Origin of the sequence: Pseudoalteromonas sp. MER144-MNA-CIBAN-0113, assembly GCF_040308965.1 — a bacterium.
GTDB lineage: Bacteria > Pseudomonadota > Gammaproteobacteria > Enterobacterales > Alteromonadaceae > Pseudoalteromonas > Pseudoalteromonas tetraodonis.
Genome location: NZ_JBEOOG010000049.1, coordinates 13,039 through 29,179, shown reverse-complemented (window position 1 = coordinate 29,179; position 16,141 = coordinate 13,039). Strand labels below are relative to the sequence as shown.

At 38.8% G+C, this 16,141-nt stretch carries 18 protein-coding genes and 3 pseudogenes; 15 read left to right on the top strand and 6 right to left on the bottom strand.

Annotation, left to right across the window (positions count from 1 at the left end; all coding sequences use genetic code 11):
* Window positions 1-208 (top strand): annotated as a pseudogene (gene istB / locus AAEY57_RS13020) (IS21-like element ISShfr5 family helper ATPase IstB); the annotation flags it as partial.
* A 78-nt stretch (window positions 209-286) separates the two neighbouring features.
* Window positions 287-376, top strand: a pseudogene (locus AAEY57_RS13015) (MGMT family protein); the annotation flags it as partial.
* A gap of 449 nt (window positions 377-825) precedes the next feature.
* Here the strand turns inward: AAEY57_RS13015 and AAEY57_RS13010 are convergent.
* The 6 genes and pseudogenes from AAEY57_RS13010 to trhA form a co-directional block, all read right to left on the bottom strand.
* Window positions 826-1,125 carry a hypothetical protein gene (locus AAEY57_RS13010; RefSeq protein ID WP_350608041.1) on the bottom strand — a complete coding sequence of 100 codons (300 nt, stop codon included), beginning with the start codon at window positions 1,123-1,125 and terminating at the stop codon, window positions 826-828.
* Window positions 1,126-1,494: 369 nt separating this feature from the next.
* Entirely contained in the window at window positions 1,495-1,854 is a 360-nt protein-coding gene (locus tag AAEY57_RS13005) for a hypothetical protein (protein WP_350608040.1), read from the bottom strand.
* A 100-nt stretch (window positions 1,855-1,954) separates the two neighbouring features.
* A pseudogene (locus AAEY57_RS13000) lies at window positions 1,955-2,377 on the bottom strand (GNAT family N-acetyltransferase).
* Window positions 2,378-2,708: 331 nt separating this feature from the next.
* The gene (locus tag AAEY57_RS12995; RefSeq protein ID WP_222714585.1) at window positions 2,709-3,797 is read right to left on the bottom strand and encodes an IS91 family transposase; all 1,089 of its coding nucleotides are present in this window, start codon (window positions 3,795-3,797) and stop codon (window positions 2,709-2,711) included.
* Entirely contained in the window at window positions 3,794-4,627 is an 834-nt protein-coding gene (locus AAEY57_RS12990; RefSeq protein ID WP_350608039.1) for a tyrosine-type recombinase/integrase, read from the bottom strand. Before AAEY57_RS12990 ends, AAEY57_RS12995 begins: the two co-directional genes overlap by 4 nt.
* Before the next feature lie 357 nt (window positions 4,628-4,984).
* On the bottom strand, window positions 4,985-5,614 hold the full coding sequence (trhA, locus tag AAEY57_RS12985; RefSeq protein WP_350608038.1) for a PAQR family membrane homeostasis protein TrhA: 630 nt from the start codon (window positions 5,612-5,614) through the stop codon (window positions 4,985-4,987).
* Window positions 5,615-5,910: 296 nt separating this feature from the next.
* On the opposite strand from trhA, the gene AAEY57_RS12980 reads away from it, so the two are divergent.
* From AAEY57_RS12980 to AAEY57_RS12920, 13 genes are all read left to right on the top strand, one after another.
* On the top strand, window positions 5,911-6,189 hold the full coding sequence (locus tag AAEY57_RS12980) for a hypothetical protein (RefSeq protein ID WP_350608037.1): 279 nt from the start codon (window positions 5,911-5,913) through the stop codon (window positions 6,187-6,189).
* Window positions 6,190-6,417: 228 nt separating this feature from the next.
* Window positions 6,418-6,996: an LON peptidase substrate-binding domain-containing protein gene (locus AAEY57_RS12975; protein WP_350608036.1), complete on the top strand. Its 579-nt coding sequence runs from the start codon at window positions 6,418-6,420 to the stop codon at window positions 6,994-6,996.
* Window positions 6,997-7,066: 70 nt separating this feature from the next.
* Window positions 7,067-7,690, top strand: a complete 624-nt coding sequence (locus tag AAEY57_RS12970; RefSeq protein ID WP_350608035.1) for a sigma-70 family RNA polymerase sigma factor — start codon at window positions 7,067-7,069, stop codon at window positions 7,688-7,690.
* A complete protein-coding gene (locus AAEY57_RS12965; protein WP_013463254.1) occupies window positions 7,683-8,348 on the top strand; it encodes a ChrR family anti-sigma-E factor in 666 nt (221 codons plus the stop codon). Before AAEY57_RS12970 ends, AAEY57_RS12965 begins: the two co-directional genes overlap by 8 nt.
* 8 nt (window positions 8,349-8,356) lie before the next feature.
* Window positions 8,357-9,310: a YbgA family protein gene (locus AAEY57_RS12960; RefSeq protein WP_350608034.1), complete on the top strand. Its 954-nt coding sequence runs from the start codon at window positions 8,357-8,359 to the stop codon at window positions 9,308-9,310.
* Entirely contained in the window at window positions 9,310-10,704 is a 1,395-nt protein-coding gene (gene phrB, locus AAEY57_RS12955) for a deoxyribodipyrimidine photo-lyase (protein ID WP_036954823.1), read from the top strand. The genes AAEY57_RS12960 and phrB overlap by 1 nt, the downstream gene beginning before the upstream one ends.
* 1 nt (window position 10,705) lies before the next feature.
* The gene (locus AAEY57_RS12950; RefSeq protein ID WP_013463257.1) at window positions 10,706-11,134 is read left to right on the top strand and encodes a nuclear transport factor 2 family protein; all 429 of its coding nucleotides are present in this window, start codon (window positions 10,706-10,708) and stop codon (window positions 11,132-11,134) included.
* Window positions 11,135-11,136: 2 nt separating this feature from the next.
* Entirely contained in the window at window positions 11,137-11,847 is a 711-nt protein-coding gene (locus AAEY57_RS12945) for an SDR family NAD(P)-dependent oxidoreductase (protein ID WP_036954819.1), read from the top strand.
* Window positions 11,844-13,097 (top strand): NAD(P)/FAD-dependent oxidoreductase, encoded by a 1,254-nt coding sequence (locus AAEY57_RS12940; protein WP_036954817.1) that lies wholly within the window; start codon window positions 11,844-11,846, stop codon window positions 13,095-13,097. The genes AAEY57_RS12945 and AAEY57_RS12940 overlap by 4 nt, the downstream gene beginning before the upstream one ends.
* Entirely contained in the window at window positions 13,090-13,827 is a 738-nt protein-coding gene (locus tag AAEY57_RS12935) for a DUF1365 domain-containing protein (RefSeq protein WP_036954815.1), read from the top strand. The genes AAEY57_RS12940 and AAEY57_RS12935 overlap by 8 nt, the downstream gene beginning before the upstream one ends.
* A 54-nt stretch (window positions 13,828-13,881) precedes the next feature.
* Window positions 13,882-15,144, top strand: coding sequence for an SAM-dependent methyltransferase (locus AAEY57_RS12930; protein WP_033104221.1), 1,263 nt, complete (start codon window positions 13,882-13,884; stop codon window positions 15,142-15,144).
* Window positions 15,122-15,622 carry a DUF2878 domain-containing protein gene (locus tag AAEY57_RS12925; RefSeq protein ID WP_028834799.1) on the top strand — a complete coding sequence of 167 codons (501 nt, stop codon included), beginning with the start codon at window positions 15,122-15,124 and terminating at the stop codon, window positions 15,620-15,622. Before AAEY57_RS12930 ends, AAEY57_RS12925 begins: the two co-directional genes overlap by 23 nt.
* 30 nt (window positions 15,623-15,652) lie before the next feature.
* Window positions 15,653-16,141: a chalcone isomerase family protein gene (locus tag AAEY57_RS12920; RefSeq protein ID WP_013463263.1), complete on the top strand. Its 489-nt coding sequence runs from the start codon at window positions 15,653-15,655 to the stop codon at window positions 16,139-16,141.

Here is a 16,141-nt window from a genome sequence, read left to right as displayed (position 1 = left end):
GGAATTAATTGATGCAAGATATGATACAAAATCGACCTTAATAGCGAGTCAATTACCGATAGAAAATTGGTATGAAATGATCGGAGAATCGACACACGCGGATGCGATTCTAGATAGGCTTGTGCACGGGGCGATAAAGTTGGAATTAAAAGGCGAGTCGATGCGAAAAAAACTAAATTTCTTGACTGATGCCGATCACTCAAGTTAGATTTTACTGAGGTCTACTGACAGACAAAAAAGTGATCGGCTTGAATGGTATTGAGCGATCGGCATCATGGTATTACGCAAATACCAAGAACAACGACAAAAACTGTTATTAGAAGGTGTTAATTTTAAGAATAATAAAGTGAATATGCGCGAGTGTAGATGGGAGTGATATCACCACTCTCGTCAGATATTTGCACGCGTAGGTCGGAAAAGCGAAGCGCCATCCGACAAAGAAAAATGGCCTTGCCAATAACTCTCAATATTTTATGTTGTCGAGAAGCCTGAGAGTGCCATGAGCGGATCTAAAGGCGTGTATCTGAAACTCTGTTGGGTGGCGCCTTCGGCTTAACCAACCTACCTTTTAACGTAGGTTGGACAAGTGGCGGAGCCACGCCATCCGACAAAAATAATGAATTTATCAGAAACAATCTAATTTACCACGTTAGCGATATATAACTGCTTTATACTGTAAGTTAAGCCATCTATATTGACTGAGTGCCAATTGCGGACGTTAACGCCTCGCTTAACCGGCGCAAAGTAGCAGGCTAAAATTAGCGACGAAGGAGCGCAAGCTTGCTGTTTTTCGTCCCTTGGTTGAAGTGTTTGCTAGCTGTTTATTTAATCGGTAGAGACTAAGTAATCTTGTTTTTTACTACAGTATTCATAATCAATTTTTGTAGGGAAATCTTCGCTTGCTATCATGAGTATTTCGATGATTGTTGATATAGGAATATTATAAATTTTCTTATTCCTTTCAAAGTCTGAGCAAGTATATATTCTAACCCAATTTCTAGTATCATCACGATAAGCATAAATTGCTTGCCCATGAATTAGTTGATTCGAAATAAATTGAACATTCTTTTGTTCTTTATTCTCAACTTCTAAATCATATAGTTCACCAATATCCCAAAAGTTCATATTATGAACTTGTTTCTGGCACAAGGAAGAATACACAGTAAAATTTCTTTTTAATGTCTTAGATGATAATTTTAAGGATTCTCCTAACTTTCTCACCATAAACAACGAAACGATGACATCTTTTTCAAAATTTACTTGGCGCTTTTCAGAGTAATACGGTGGATTTGAAACAGGTTTAAAACTTTTCGCCTATCGAACTAAATCATCTTTCCAAAATCTTGATTCGATCATGCAACAAAAACCTCGTAGTTATCAGAACAGCTAATGCTCTAATAAACAGCGCAACAACGCGGAGCTTTCATTGTGTATAATTCGCGAAGCGAAACACAATGAAAGCGGAGTGTTTTGCGTCGGTTTTGATTAGCTTTGTTAGATGCAGTTTTGGAGAAGGATGCTTAATTCTTTTACATGAACTGAACGGGCTAACCCTTCACCTCCTGATGTAGAACAAGATGCACACCAATGAGCTCTTTCATGTGCAGTGCTAATCATTAATTTTTCAATACTTTTACTAATTGCCGATTTATATTCTTTTTGGATTAATAATGCTCCAAAATCATGATCTTGAGGCCAAGGTAATTTATTTGCCAACACTTCAAATTCAGTGAGTAATTTTTTTGCCTCTGAAATATCCGTACATTGAGTAATTAAGTGAACAAGATCTTTAATATTTTCAGTATTAAATCCAGCTTCAATAATTTTACTCTGTGTTCTGTCGTAAATATTCATAGTGACTCTGATTGCATCTAACGCCCAAATTTAGCGCGGAAAGCCGCGCAGCGGGTTGACGTCGCAGCCAGCGCTTTTTGCTGGCGATAAAATTTGCTTGTTAGGAGACGGTACGGCTCATGTAGTAAAACCGCTCGTCTTCACTCGTTAAACCGAACCCTTGCCGCTTATACAAATGAACAGCTGGGCTATTTTTAAACACTCTAAGCTTTAAAGTTTCAGCACAGTGCTCTCTCGCGAGTCGCTCCGCCTCTGCAAGAGCGATTGAGCCAATACCTTGATTCTGATAACTCTGCTCAACTTGCAAATCACGTAACCAGCATTCTTCTGTATCGAAAGATAACCTCATGACACCAACAAGTATTCCCTGAACCAAAATGTCATAGTTCACAAGCTCTTACGTCATTTTCTCAATCTGTGCTTCATCCCAATCTACAGAATATTGTTCATAATATGGTCGCATGTTCGACAGAGTAAAATGTGCTACTTTTGCTAAATCCTTAGCCGGTTCAAATATAACCACCGCTCTAGTCTCCTAACATTTTAGTATTTATGCGGCACGCTGTTTGTGTTGCATAATCGCTTGTTGGACTGAGCCGCTACCTGCTCGGTGTGTCAGAGTTGGTGTTGTTTATGCTATGGGAATTTGCTTTTTGGAGGCTCTCACTTTCCTAGCTGATTTAATCAGCTTAGCTAGTGTTATGTAAGCTTTCCCTGCATTGCTCAGCGCTTATTATGTATTCATTACACCTAAATTTGCCTTAATAAGCAATTATATTTTTTACACGTACAGAGGCCGCTAGCCTGAGCAGTTAAGCAGGTTAACTAATTGATTTTAAGCAGCTACCTAGCTGCTAACTCGTTCGCTCTACTTTGGTCCTTGTTTCATATAACTGGAATACGCCAATTAACCGCAAGATACCTGCCTTACAATGCTGGCAAGGCCAATGCGGTATCAGTGTTACGTTTTCTGTCTTTAGCTTCTCCACTTTACCTCTGTGTGATTCTTGTGACCTTATTAATGCTAACTTTCGCTTGCGACACGCATTAGCTAAAAAGCCATAGTGGCGAATGCGCATAAACCCTTTGGGCAATACATGTTGTAAGTAACGCCGTAAAAATTCATCACAACTCAGAGTCATGACTTTATCGCGGTTGTTATCTGCATAATCGCGGTATTTAAAGCTCACTGTTTCTTCAGTCGCTGACACTAATCGTGATTCTGACATTACGCCTTTTCGGGTATAACGAGCAAGGTAACTAACTAGCTTTTCACTGTACGTTAAACAGGCTTTGCTATACACGCACCATTTGGTTGGCGTGCTTACCTTCGCGAATGAACTATCGCATTCATTGAGCGCCGCCAGCATTTTCCCTCTGAACACTGTTGATAATGCTTTAACGGGGTATAAATAGCCTTTTTCTATTTCATGCCAGTGCGCTTTATCAAGCGCGCCTGCGGGTATCAAACAGTGTAAATGGATATGCTGACCTAAGTTTTGCCCCCACGTATGCAGTACACTTGTCATGCCTAACTGACCATGCCTCTTTCGTTTCGCAAATTTACTCAGCGTTTGCCATGTGGCTTTGAATAAACACTGATACAACGCGTTTGGGTTGTAGTGCGCAATGATATTCAACTCATGCGGGAGTGTAAAAACAAGGTGGAAATACCTACATGGTAATAAATCCTCCTGCTGTTTTTGCACCCATTTAGCCGTAGCCATGCCTTGGCAACGCGGGCAATGACGGTCTCGACAGCTACATCCAATCTTTTGCGACTCCCCACAGCTATCACATTGCCATGCTTGATAACCGAGCTGACCCGTTCTGCATGATTGAAGGTGCTGACACACGCGCAGTTGTTGATAACTCACCGTATGATGTTGGCGATAACTCTCAAGGCTTGAGTTTAAAATATCAGCGAGGTGTAAGGCGTTCATTGTTTACTCCAGCTCGCAAGCAAATCAATGCCGCCATGACCTAACTCTGGTAACCAATGTAAGTAACTTTGTGTGGTTTTAATATCACTGTGCCCAAGCTGATGTTGCAGTTGATGAAGTGGCATACCTGATTCAAGTTGGTGTGTTGCATAAGCATGGCGTAAAGTATGTGGATTACAGTGCTTTAAGCCACACGCTTGTGCATGTTTTCTCAATGGCTTCCTGAAGGTTGATGCTGACATAGGTTTATCCATTAACAACCGCGAGTAAAACATCCAGCCCGTTGGATGATACATTTTCCAATAACAACGTAATTGAGCCAGCACGCTATCTGATACAACCACATAGCGTGATTTATCCCCTTTACCTTGTTCAATTAAAATAGTTTTACGCTGTCCATCGATATCTTGCACTTTAATGCGTAGCAGTTCATTAATACGTAAGCCACACCCATAGCACACCATAATCAATGTTTTTAAGCGCATATCGGTGCAACTTTCTATAAGCCGTCGCATGTCATCGCGCGATAAATACGTGGGTGCGCGAAGTTTTACTTTTAGCAGTACAATATCTAAGTTAAGTGGCCGATGTAAAATATTCTTAAACAAGAACCAAATACTGTTTATCTGTATTTTTTGGCTTGCTCTAGAAAGTTTACGAATCGCAGGATCGTTAAAAAAGGCGTTAAGTTCCTCATCAGTAATCGAATCGAGCGGTTTATTAAAATAATGACTGAGTTTTAGTAAATGTTCACAGTAGCTTTTACATGTACTTTGCGAATAACCACGATAGGCTATTTCAGTTTTGACTTGTTCAATGAGTGTATTCATGACTTACCTCCAAGTTATGGGATAACCCCAAGGTAAGTGTGGCTCAAATGATAAGAATAGGATCTCCGCGTAGCGGCTTAGTTCAACAATTTAATAGTGCGCTCATCGCGCATATTTCTGCCGACTAAACGCTCATTTGTCTACTCTATATAGTTTTAACAAATAACCTAAGGTATTACTATCACTAAGTTTTCTAAAATATTTGAATTAAGTTAAATAGATCAATATGCGCTCACCGCTCATTTTCATGAATATATGCGCAAAGAGCAGTTTAACCAATCTATTAACGACGATGTTTAGCCAGTCTCAATGACCGTTCCTCGCTCAAACCAGACTAATCTAAATGGCTTAACCAGCCTAATAAACATAATTACTGATCGAAATATAATGGCTAACACATCCACCAATAACAAAGAGGTGCCAAATAGCATGGCTATATTGAGTACTTTTTGCACTGTAAAAAATAGTACCTACACTATAAAATAAGCCGCCAGCTAATAGCCAATAAAGTGCATTGATAGGCACGTTTAAATAAAGCGGATACACAATGGCTAATGCAAACCATCCCATTAATAAATAAGTAGCCAGTGAAACTTTTTTATTGCCATTTTTAACCAATAGCTTATAAGCGATGCCTGCAAACGCTACTGTCCAAATAAAGGCTAAGGTAGCCCAAGACCAGAGCCCAGATAACGACAGCAACAAAAAGGGCGTGTAGGTGCCTGCAATCAGTAAATAAATGGCGCAATGATCACATTTTTTGTAAAACGCTCTCAATCTTGGGCGCACACTGGCGTGATAAAGCGTTGAAGATAAAAATAAAATAAACAAGCTGCTGCCGTATACCAGAGTACTGGCATAGCTTTTCACACTATTAGTTTGTTTAACTAAATCCCAAAAAACAAAAGCAGCAAATACAATGCCTAAGGCATGACTAATAACATTTAACAGCTCTTCTTTTTTAGAATAGGGAGTTTCAAAAGACATAACAGATCTTACCACTTATAATTTGGTGTTTAGTGTACAAGTGTGCGCTGAAATTATCAATTGAGAATTGATTGACATGGTGCTGCCAGTTTATGGATTACAGCATGTTAAAAAATACACTACTATTTGGTTATATTTTTTAAATTGTTAGTTAAATTAACTAACCCATATTTTATAAATCTTAACCTTTTTATTTTATATATTTATAAAACAAAGGTTTATTGATTTTTTCTTTATGGCACAGCCCTTGATTGTATCTAGGTGTATTAACCAATAAACAAACAAGGAATAACATTATGAAAACTTCAATTAACATGACACTAGCTAGTTTACTTTTATTAGGTTCATCTCAAGTACATGCAACAGAGGTCGATTTAGATATTACAGATATGTTGACTAAAACGGTGACGACTTATGTATCACAAGCAACCCATGAACTTGAACAGTCAGTAAAAGAAGCCGTTTCTTTTGATGTCCAAGCTATTTTAGATGGTTTACTACAAACCAACCCAGTTGTTGATAATAGTGGCATTGATGAAAAGCAACTTGTAGTAAAAACACAACAAAAACAATAAAAATAGGGAATAAGTGATGAACAGCGAGTTCGAATTGTTAGCCCTGATGTTGGCGCCAGTGGCAAGTGTACTGAGTGTTTATTACTTGGTTTACATGATAAAAAATATGGGAACGAGGTTTAATTAGCGAATGCACTTACACGGTAAAACAATCGATGTAACTAAAGCTGATCGACTTCAATAGAGCGCACGTAAATAAAGGCAGAGTGTTTGAAAGAAGTAGACTTTATGAAACGTGCGATCTTCCCATTACCGATTTTTATATTACCTGAAGGCTATACGCGATTACGTATATTTGAGCCTCGTTATTTGACGATGGTTAAAAACGCATTAAAAACAAACAGCGGTTTTGTACTTTGCACCTTCGAACACGACACACCATTTAATATAAGCGCCCAAGGGTGTTTAATGGATATTATTGATTTTGATCAAGACGAAAGCGGTATGCTGTTGATTGATGTATTTGCATCTAAGAGTGTGCAAATAGATAACGTGTATCAAGATGAGCAGGAACTTCGCCATGGTGATGTATCCGCTTGCAACACACCTTATTGGTACAACAAAGATAACCACGAAATTGGTCAACACCAACTTTTACAAGTAGCACTAGAAGACGTTTTTGCGAATAACCCTGATTTGCAATCGCTTTATAAAACCACCAAATTTAATCAGCTTGCGTGGATTGTGGCGCGTTGGCTTGAATTACTTCCCATTTCTATTGAGAAAAAACAACAACTTGCATTTGAGACTAACTTTGATAGCTTGCTTAGTTTCCTCCATACTGTGATTAATAACGAATTTGCCTAAAATAATTATGATCCGCTTGTAACCATTGCTCGTAATGGTATTCACTAAAGCAATAACGGGACATTTTACTATGGTAAGTCAACAACAATCACTAAGTTGTGAACCTAACACAGGTAAGTACACTGCCATGCCAGAAACACCAAGTACGGAACTCAGGGAAGCATTAGTTAATGTAGCTCAATCTCGCGATAAAAAATCTTTCGCGTACTTGTTTGAATATTTTGCACCTAAGATTAAGCGCTTCGGCATAAAGCAATTTGGTGTAGAAGCCCAAGCAATGGAATTGGTACAAGAAACCCTCACTTCAGTGTGGCGAAAAGCGCATTTGTACAACAGCGACAAAGGCGCAGCCACTACGTGGGTTTATACGGTAATGCGTAATGCGTCTTTTGACATGCTTCGAAAAATGAAAAGTAACAAAGAAGAAAATATTAGCGAAGACATCTGGCCGTTATTGAATGAATCAGAAGATACACATCACGAATACAGTGACCACCTTGAAGATAAACAAATTAAGCGCTACCTAGATAAACTGCCACAAGCACAAAGAGAAGTGGTACGCGGTGTTTACTTTCAAGATATGTCGCAAGAGCAGCTTGCTCAACAATTAAACATTCCAGTAGGCACGGTAAAATCACGATTACGTTTAGCCTTGCAGAAATTACGTAATGAAATGGGAGATCAGCATGATTAAACATCACCCGAGTGAAACACTACTGACACAATACTGTGCAGCAACACTTCCCGCATCACTAAGCTTAGCCGTATCTATTCATGTAGATATGTGCCCAATATGCCAAGCTGAGGTTGAAAAACTCGAGGCAAGTAATGCAAAAGCAGTGTTTAGTGACAACATGAATGTTAATAACGATGAGCAAAGCGACGATATAGCGGACTCAGGGTTGCTTGAATTAATCACGTCAGACGATTCGATTGATGAAGTTTATGCCGTTGAACCTGTCACTATTGAAGTGAATGACTATAATTACAGCTTACCAAGAGCATTAACACGTATTTCTCATAGCAAATTTACACAAGTAGGTAAGCTTGCTCGTTCACGTATAGCGCTTGACGATGGGCATTTGCGCTCGAGTTTATTGCACATAGACGCAGGCGGTGAAATTCCTGAGCATACACATACAGGTTTTGAAGTTACGCTACTTCTTGATGGCGAATTTACAGATGAAGAAGGCAGTTATGTACCAGGTGATTTTATTTGGCAAGATGGCCGTCATCAACATACTCCTTTAACAAAAGAGGGATGTTTGTGCTTTACTGTAGTCAGTAGTGCGCTACATTTCAATAAAGGACTTAGCAAGTTGCTTAATCCAATTGGCAGCTTGATTTATTAAGAGAATCTATGCAAACAGATACAATAAAAATAGGTATTAGCGCCTGCTTAGCAGGCGAAAAGGTAAGATTTGACAGCGGCCACAAAAAATCTAACTTTTGTATGGAAGAGCTGGCAAAACATGTTGAATATAAAATGTATTGTCCTGAGGTTGCGGTTGGCTTACCTATACCGCGCCCGACAATTCGTCAAGTAAGAACTGCTGATACTATTAAAGTGTGTCGTCCAGATGGTACAGGTGATGTTGGCCCTCAGCTAACAGAATACGGCAAAAAAATAGCCACAGAGCAAGCTGGTCATTTAAGTGGGTTTGTTTTTTGTGCTAAAAGCCCGAGTTGCGGCATGGAGCGCGTTAAAATTTACAATGAAGCAGGAACCGGTAACACCTCTGAAGGGATTGGTTTTTTTGCAGAACAAATCATGAAACACAACCCATTACTGCCCTGTGAAGAAAACGGTCGCTTGAACGACGTTCATTTACGCGAAAATTTTGTTATGCGTGTTTATACATTATATAACTGGCAGGAGTTGGTGAAAGATCCCATTACAGTTCATCGGTTAACTCAGTTTCACGCGCAATACAAATACTTGTTGATGGCTCATAACTATCAAGCTTACCGTGACTTAGGCCACTTGCTTGGTACTTATTTAGGTGATGATATAAACGCATTAGCCGATGAGTATATTCTCGGTTTAATGACCGCGTTGAAACGTCCTGCGTCAAGAAAAAACAATTCAAATACTTTAATGCACTTGCAAGGTTACTTCAAAAGAGATTTATCGAAAATCGAAAAAGAAGAAATGCGAGATGCAATAGACGAATATCGCCAAGGGTTGGTACCGCTTTATGTACCACTAACCTTACTTAAGCATCATTTAAAGGTTCATCCTAATGAATATTTAAGCAAGCAAATATACTTTAACCCTTATCCTAATGAATTAAAGTTACGTTACGGTTTGTAATGAATACACTATTTTGGTTTAGGCGTGATTTGCGCCTTTTTTCAAACGAAGCGCTTATTGAAGCGTTAAATAATGGTGCTAAACACACCATTTTTTTTGTGTGCGAAAAACAATGGGCACAGCATAACACTGCCCCAATTCAAATTGATTTACTAAAACGCAGAGTCAGTTACATACGTGAAAAATTAGCTGAGTATGGCATTAATTTACACGTGATAGAGGCTCCTTATTTCACAGACTGCCAAACTAAGCTTCTCGATTTTTGTCAGCAGTATGAGATTAAACACATAATAGCCAATAAAGAATATGAGCTTAATGAGTTTAATAGAGATAAAGCGATTCAAGCGCAATGCGATCAACAGCAAATAACATTTACTTTATACGAAGGTGACATCATTGCACCTGTTGGCAGTGTACGCACTCAAAACAATGAAATGTATAAAGTGTTTACGCCTTTTAAGCGGGCGTGGTTAAAACAGTATCAAGATACTCACTTTAGCTTGGTGTCGTGGCCATTATCTTCAAACCCTATTGATATTGAATCGTGTGAATTACTCAGCAGTGATGACAGTTCAAAGAAATGGCCGGTTGATGACGACACCTTAGCGAGTGTGGTCGATAATTTTATCCATGATAAATTAGCAAGTTATGATGATGTACGCGATATACCTAGTGTAAAAGGAACATCGGGTTTAAGCCCATATTTAGCATTAGGGGTTGTTAGCAGTAAGCAGTTAATGGTCAACATACAACAGCAGTATCCAGATATTTTGACTACCTCAAAAAGTAAAACCTTTACGTGGGTGAACGAGCTGATTTGGCGTGAATTTTATAAACACCTCATTGCCGAATTTCCTAAATTATCGCGCGGTGCTAATTTCAACGAAAAGTACGATAGTGTTGTTTGGCGTGATAATGAGGCTGAGTTTAAGCTTTGGTGTGAAGGCCGCACTGGCTATCCACTTGTTGATGCTGCCATGCAACAGCTATTGCAAACTGGTTGGATGCACAACCGTTTGCGAATGGTAGTGGCAAGTTTCTTAACTAAACATCTTTTAATCGACTGGCGTAAGGGCGAGCAGTTTTTTATGCAGCACCTTATTGATGGTGATTTAGCCTCGAATAATGGCGGCTGGCAATGGGCGGCAAGTACAGGCTGTGATGCACAGCCTTATTTTAGAGTGTTTAACCCTATTACTCAAAGTGAACGCTTTGATCCAAGTGGTCAATTTATTCGTAAATATCTGCCTGAATTAGAAAAAGTCCCAGATAAACACATTCATTTTCCTCATACCTATTTAGCAGCAACGGGGCAAAGTGAACACTGTTACTGGCCGGCAATTGTTGATCATAAAGCAGCACGAGCTAGGGCTTTAGATGCATTTAAGGTGTGATATGGATAACCAATTATCAGTCGATAAATTTGTAGAAATATATCAAAAGCTTGATAAAAATAACCTTGAGTTATTAACCGAAATTTATGCAAAAAATATACAATTTATAGATCCGCTGCACGAAATTAATGGTCTAGAAGATTTAAGGCGTTATTTTTGTGGTTTATACAGTAATGTTAAGGATTGTCGATTTGACATAACCGATTCATTTACCAACGATAATAACGCATTTGTGTATTGGACAATGTATTACTCTCACCCAAAACTGAATGCCGGTAAAACCATCACAGTGCAAGGGCACAGCAAGTTGGTATTTGAAGGCGACAAGATTGTAAAACATCGAGATTACTTTAATGCTGGTGAGCTGTTATACAAGCATATCCCATTACTAGGTAATATCATTAATTTTATTGATAAAAGGGCTGGTTAACTATGATTACCCTTATTACAGGTGCAACGTCGGGTATTGGTGAACAACTTGCTATTAAGTATGCCGAGCAGGGTGAAACAGTGATTGCCTGCGGGCGTAATACGCAAAAACTTGCTGAACTAGGTAAACACAACAACATAGAAACCTGCCAATTTGACGCCACTAATTTACAAGATATAAAAGCTGCCACTCTCGGCTACCCACAATTTGACCGCGTAATTCTTAATGCTGGCAACTGCGAGTATGTTGACGATGCACGTAATTTTGATAGCGCCTTATTTGAGCGCGTTATTAACGTTAACTTGTTATCAATGGGTTACTGCTTAGAGGCGCTTTTACCAAAAATAGTCTCTGGCGGGCAATTAGTAATGGTTAGTTCAAGTGTTACTTATTTACCATTACCACGTTCAGAAGCCTACGGTGCATCAAAGGCAGGCGTTAGTTATTTAGCTAAGAGCCTAGCGATAGATTTAACCGATGTTGATGTGACATTAGTACACCCTGGTTTTGTAAAAACCCCTTTAACTGATAAAAATGATTTCCCTATGCCGATGGCTGTTACAGCCGAAAAAGCGGCTGACTATATAATAAAAGGCGTCGCTAAACGCCGCAAAGAAGTTCATTTCCCCTATCGTTTTACACTTATACTTAAAGCATTGCGAATATTGCCACTTTCGCTTTGGCTTAAAATTGCAAAAGGATTAACCCGTTGAAAAAAATAGCAATAATTGGGACTGGCGTATCAGGTTTAACCTGCGGGCATTTACTGCACAAGCATTACGATGTCACATTATTTGAAAAAAATGATTATATTGGTGGTCACACCGCAACTGTAGATGTAGAGCACAGCGGTATTAATTACGCGGTAGATACGGGGTTTATTGTATTTAATGATAGAACGTACCCTTATTTTGAAAAGTTGCTTGAACGCATTGGTGTAAAACGTAAACCGACACAAATGAGTTTTAGTGTGCATAACGAAGCAACCGGCTTTGAATACAATGGGCATACATTTAGTAGTTTATTTGCTCAGCGCAGAAATATAGTTAGACCTAAATTTTGGCGTTTATTGTATGACATCGTGCGTTTTAATAAGTTATGTAAGGCTTTGCACGCAAAAGGTCACTACACAGAGCAATCACTAGGTCAATTATTACAACAACATCGTTTTAATGATTTCTTTAAATACCACTACATTTTACCTATGGGTGCTGCCATTTGGTCTACTAGCATTAAAGAAATGGAAAATGTAGGGGTTGAGTTTTTTGTAAAGTTTTTCTTCAACCATGGTTTGCTAGACATTGCCAATAGACCTCAATGGTACGTTATTCCCGGTGGCTCGCGAGAATACATTAAGCCTTTAATTGCCGGTTTTGCCGACAATATAAAACTTAACAGTCACATTAAGTCTGTCACTAGAAACGCAGAAGGCGTAACAATTACCTTTGCAGATGATCAGCAAGCACAGTTTGATAAAGTCATTTTTGCCTGTCACTCTGATCAAGCTTTAGCTTTGCTTGGCGATCCTTGTGAGCAAGAAACCACTGTTTTGGGTGCTATCCCGTACACAGAAAATTCAGTAGTACTTCACACTGATGAATCATTATTACCGGATAGAAAAGCCGCATGGGCAAGTTGGAATTATTTGCTTAATAATAATACCGATAAAGCGGCGGTGGTTACGTATCAAATGAATATACTTCAAGGGATCAAATCAGATACACAGTTCTGCGTTACCTTGAACCACTTAGAAGGTATTAATCAGAGTAAAATTTTACGTGAATTTACCTATCATCATCCTGTATTTAACCAAGAGTCTATTGCCGCCCAACAGCAAAAACATACCGTTGATGGACAAAATAACACGTACTTTTGCGGAGCGTATTGGTACAACGGTTTTCATGAGGATGGTGTGCGCAGCGCCGTTGATGTGGCCAAGCAACTTGGAGTAGAGTTTGACTAATGCAGTGTATTTAGGCGATGTTAAACATCGCCGTTTTGCTGTTAAACACCACGCGTTTAATTACCCGCTTTATATGATGTGGGTTGACTTAAATAACATCGAAGCACTTAACGGGGTACATAAACAACTTGGTACCACAGGATTTAAGGCTTTAAAATTTAAACAGTCTGATTATTTGAAAGGATTGCCGAATACTGACAATAACCCCATTGTAGAGCGTGCTCACGCTCAGTTAGCTGCGCTAGGGGTTACAGAAAAGTTCAGTCATGTTTATATGTTAGGGCAGTTACGCTGCTTGGGTATTTACTTTAGCCCCGTTAATTTTTATTTTTTTGGCCATGATGATAATCAATTTAGCTACATGGTCGCTGAGGTGAGTAATACCCCATGGAATGAACGACATTACTACTTGGTTCCACTACAAAAAAAAGTGAACTTTAAGAAAGTTTTTTCCGTATCACCTTTCATGAACTTAGATATGAACTACCATTGGACTGTTCGACAAAAGCAAGACAATATACTGATACGTATAGAAAATAAGCGCGATGACGAATTACTTTTTGACGCATCACTAAGGTTACAGCGTCAAACACTCTGCACAGCACAAATGAGTAAATTGCTTAAGCGTTTTCCAGCAATGACATGGTCTATTTTCAAAGGTATTTACTATCAGGCATTTAAACTGTTTGTAAAAAAAGTCCCATTTTTAGGTCATTCAGGTAGATCATAATTTTTTATTAATTTATGTTGTTTAACAAGTAATAACAATAATATAGGTAAGTGTATGGAAAAGGTATCGAGCTTACGCGTTCAAGAACGCACAAGTTGGTTTACTAACTTATACAAGAAGTTAGTATTCAAAGCGTTCTCGTCTATTGAAACAGGCCAAATAGTGCTTGTAGACAATAATCAGCAGTCTGTATTTGGCGATACGTCATCAGAGCTTAAAGTAACGGTAACCGTTAATGATACTGCTATGTATAAAGCATTTGCGCTCTCGGGAAGTATTGGCGCGGGAGAATCTTACATATTAGGGCAGTGGCAGTGTGATAACTTAACTCGGTTGATAGAAATTTTTGCAATTAACCAAGACCAACTAGACGCATTTGAAAAGAAATTCGCTTTTTTTAGTAACATTGCTCATCGTATAAACCACATTAAAAATAAAAACTCTCACTCGGGCTCTAAAAAGAATATTGTTGCACACTACGACTTAGGCAATGACTTATACGAGTCTTTTTTAAGCAAAGAAATGCTTTATTCAAGTGCCGTATACCCAAGTAAAGACGCCACCCTTGAGCAAGCACAGCAATACAAACTACAGCGTATTTGTGAACAAGTCGAGTTACAACAAGGCGACACCGTCATTGAAATTGGTACAGGTTGGGGAGCATTTGCGATTTATGCGGCTACTCACTACGACTGCCATGTAACAACCACTACCATCTCTGATGAACAGCACGATTATGTTGCAAATAAAATTAAAGAGCTTGGGCTTGAAAACAAAATAACTTTACTCAAACAAGATTACCGTTTACTAACCGGTAAATACGATAAGCTAGTATCAATTGAGATGATAGAAGCGGTTGGTCATGAGTACTTGCCTAGTTTTTTCACTCAGTGCGGTCAGCTATTAAAAGACGACGGTGCTATGCTTATTCAAGCAATTACAATTAGCGACCAGCGTTACCAGCATTATTTAAAAAATTCTGACTTTATTCAGCAATATATTTTCCCTGGTGGGTGTTTGCCTTCGCTCAACGAAATGAGTGAGCAAATAAAAAATCATACCGATATGAATATCCACACAGTTAGCGATATTGGTGCTCACTACGCAAGAACCCTTGCTGATTGGCGAGATCGTTTCATTGCAAGTTGGCCAAACCTCGATAGTAATAAATTTGATGAGCGATTTTATCGTTTATGGCTATTTTACTTTGCTTATTGCGAGGGCGCATTTAGAACTCGCGCAACAAGTACCGTGCATTTAATGGCACGCAAACCCCGTTTTACGAGTAGTAATGATGAGATTGCACTCGCTTATTAATTTTGTACTGTTTCAAGTAGTGTGGTTTTTATGCCTACTGCTTGAACAGCATTCAATTGTCTATTCAACAGTAGTCATTGCATTAATGTTTTATTTGTCAGCGCAAAAAAAACAGGATGCTTTTTTGCTTCTAAAGTGCTTACCACTAGCCTTACTAAGTGAATTTATCGCGGTTAAGTTCGGTCTGATTGAATTTAAAGTAGCGCCATTTCCGCTTTGGTTAGTGTTTTTATGGGCTGCTTTATTGCTATGTATTAACACCTCAATGTCGTTTTTAACAACCCTCAAACCTTGGCAAGCGTTTATTGTATGTTTAGCGTTTGCACCAGGAAGTTACTGGGCGGGGGCGCGATTCGACGTGTTAGAACTCGGCTTGCCGCTATGGCAATTTTGGCCTTTATACGGTGCTTTATGGGCTGCAACGTTTAGCGTTATTTTATTTATTAACGGTAAAATTGGCGCGTTTATTAAGCAATAAAACAATTGTATTTACTGCTTGGAGCTGATTATGAAAACGCTTTTAAATTTAGTACTAATTTATGCCCTGTTTAACCATGCTGCTTATGCTGATACCCAGTTTAACAAAGTGGGCGAGGCACGTATGGAATACCTTTTTTGGGATGTTTATGATGCAACGCTTTTTACTCCCTCTGGATCTTATAGTCCCAAGCAAACGCCGGTTAAATTTACTTTAACTTACCTGCGCGACTTTGATGCTAAAGACATTGTAAAAGCCACTAAAGAGCAATGGCAACATTTAGGTAAATCACAATTATCAGCTCGCTATGCAGATAAATTATTAGCCATATGGCCAGACATTAAAAAGGGTGAATCGTTAACCTTACTGACCGATCAGCAAGGACACAGTATTTTCTTTCACAATGACAATGAAATAGGCCGCATAGAAGACACCACTTTTGCAGATGACTTCTTAGCTATTTGGCTAAGTGAGAACACCTCAGAACCATCGATTAGAAATCAACTTTTAGGGATTTAA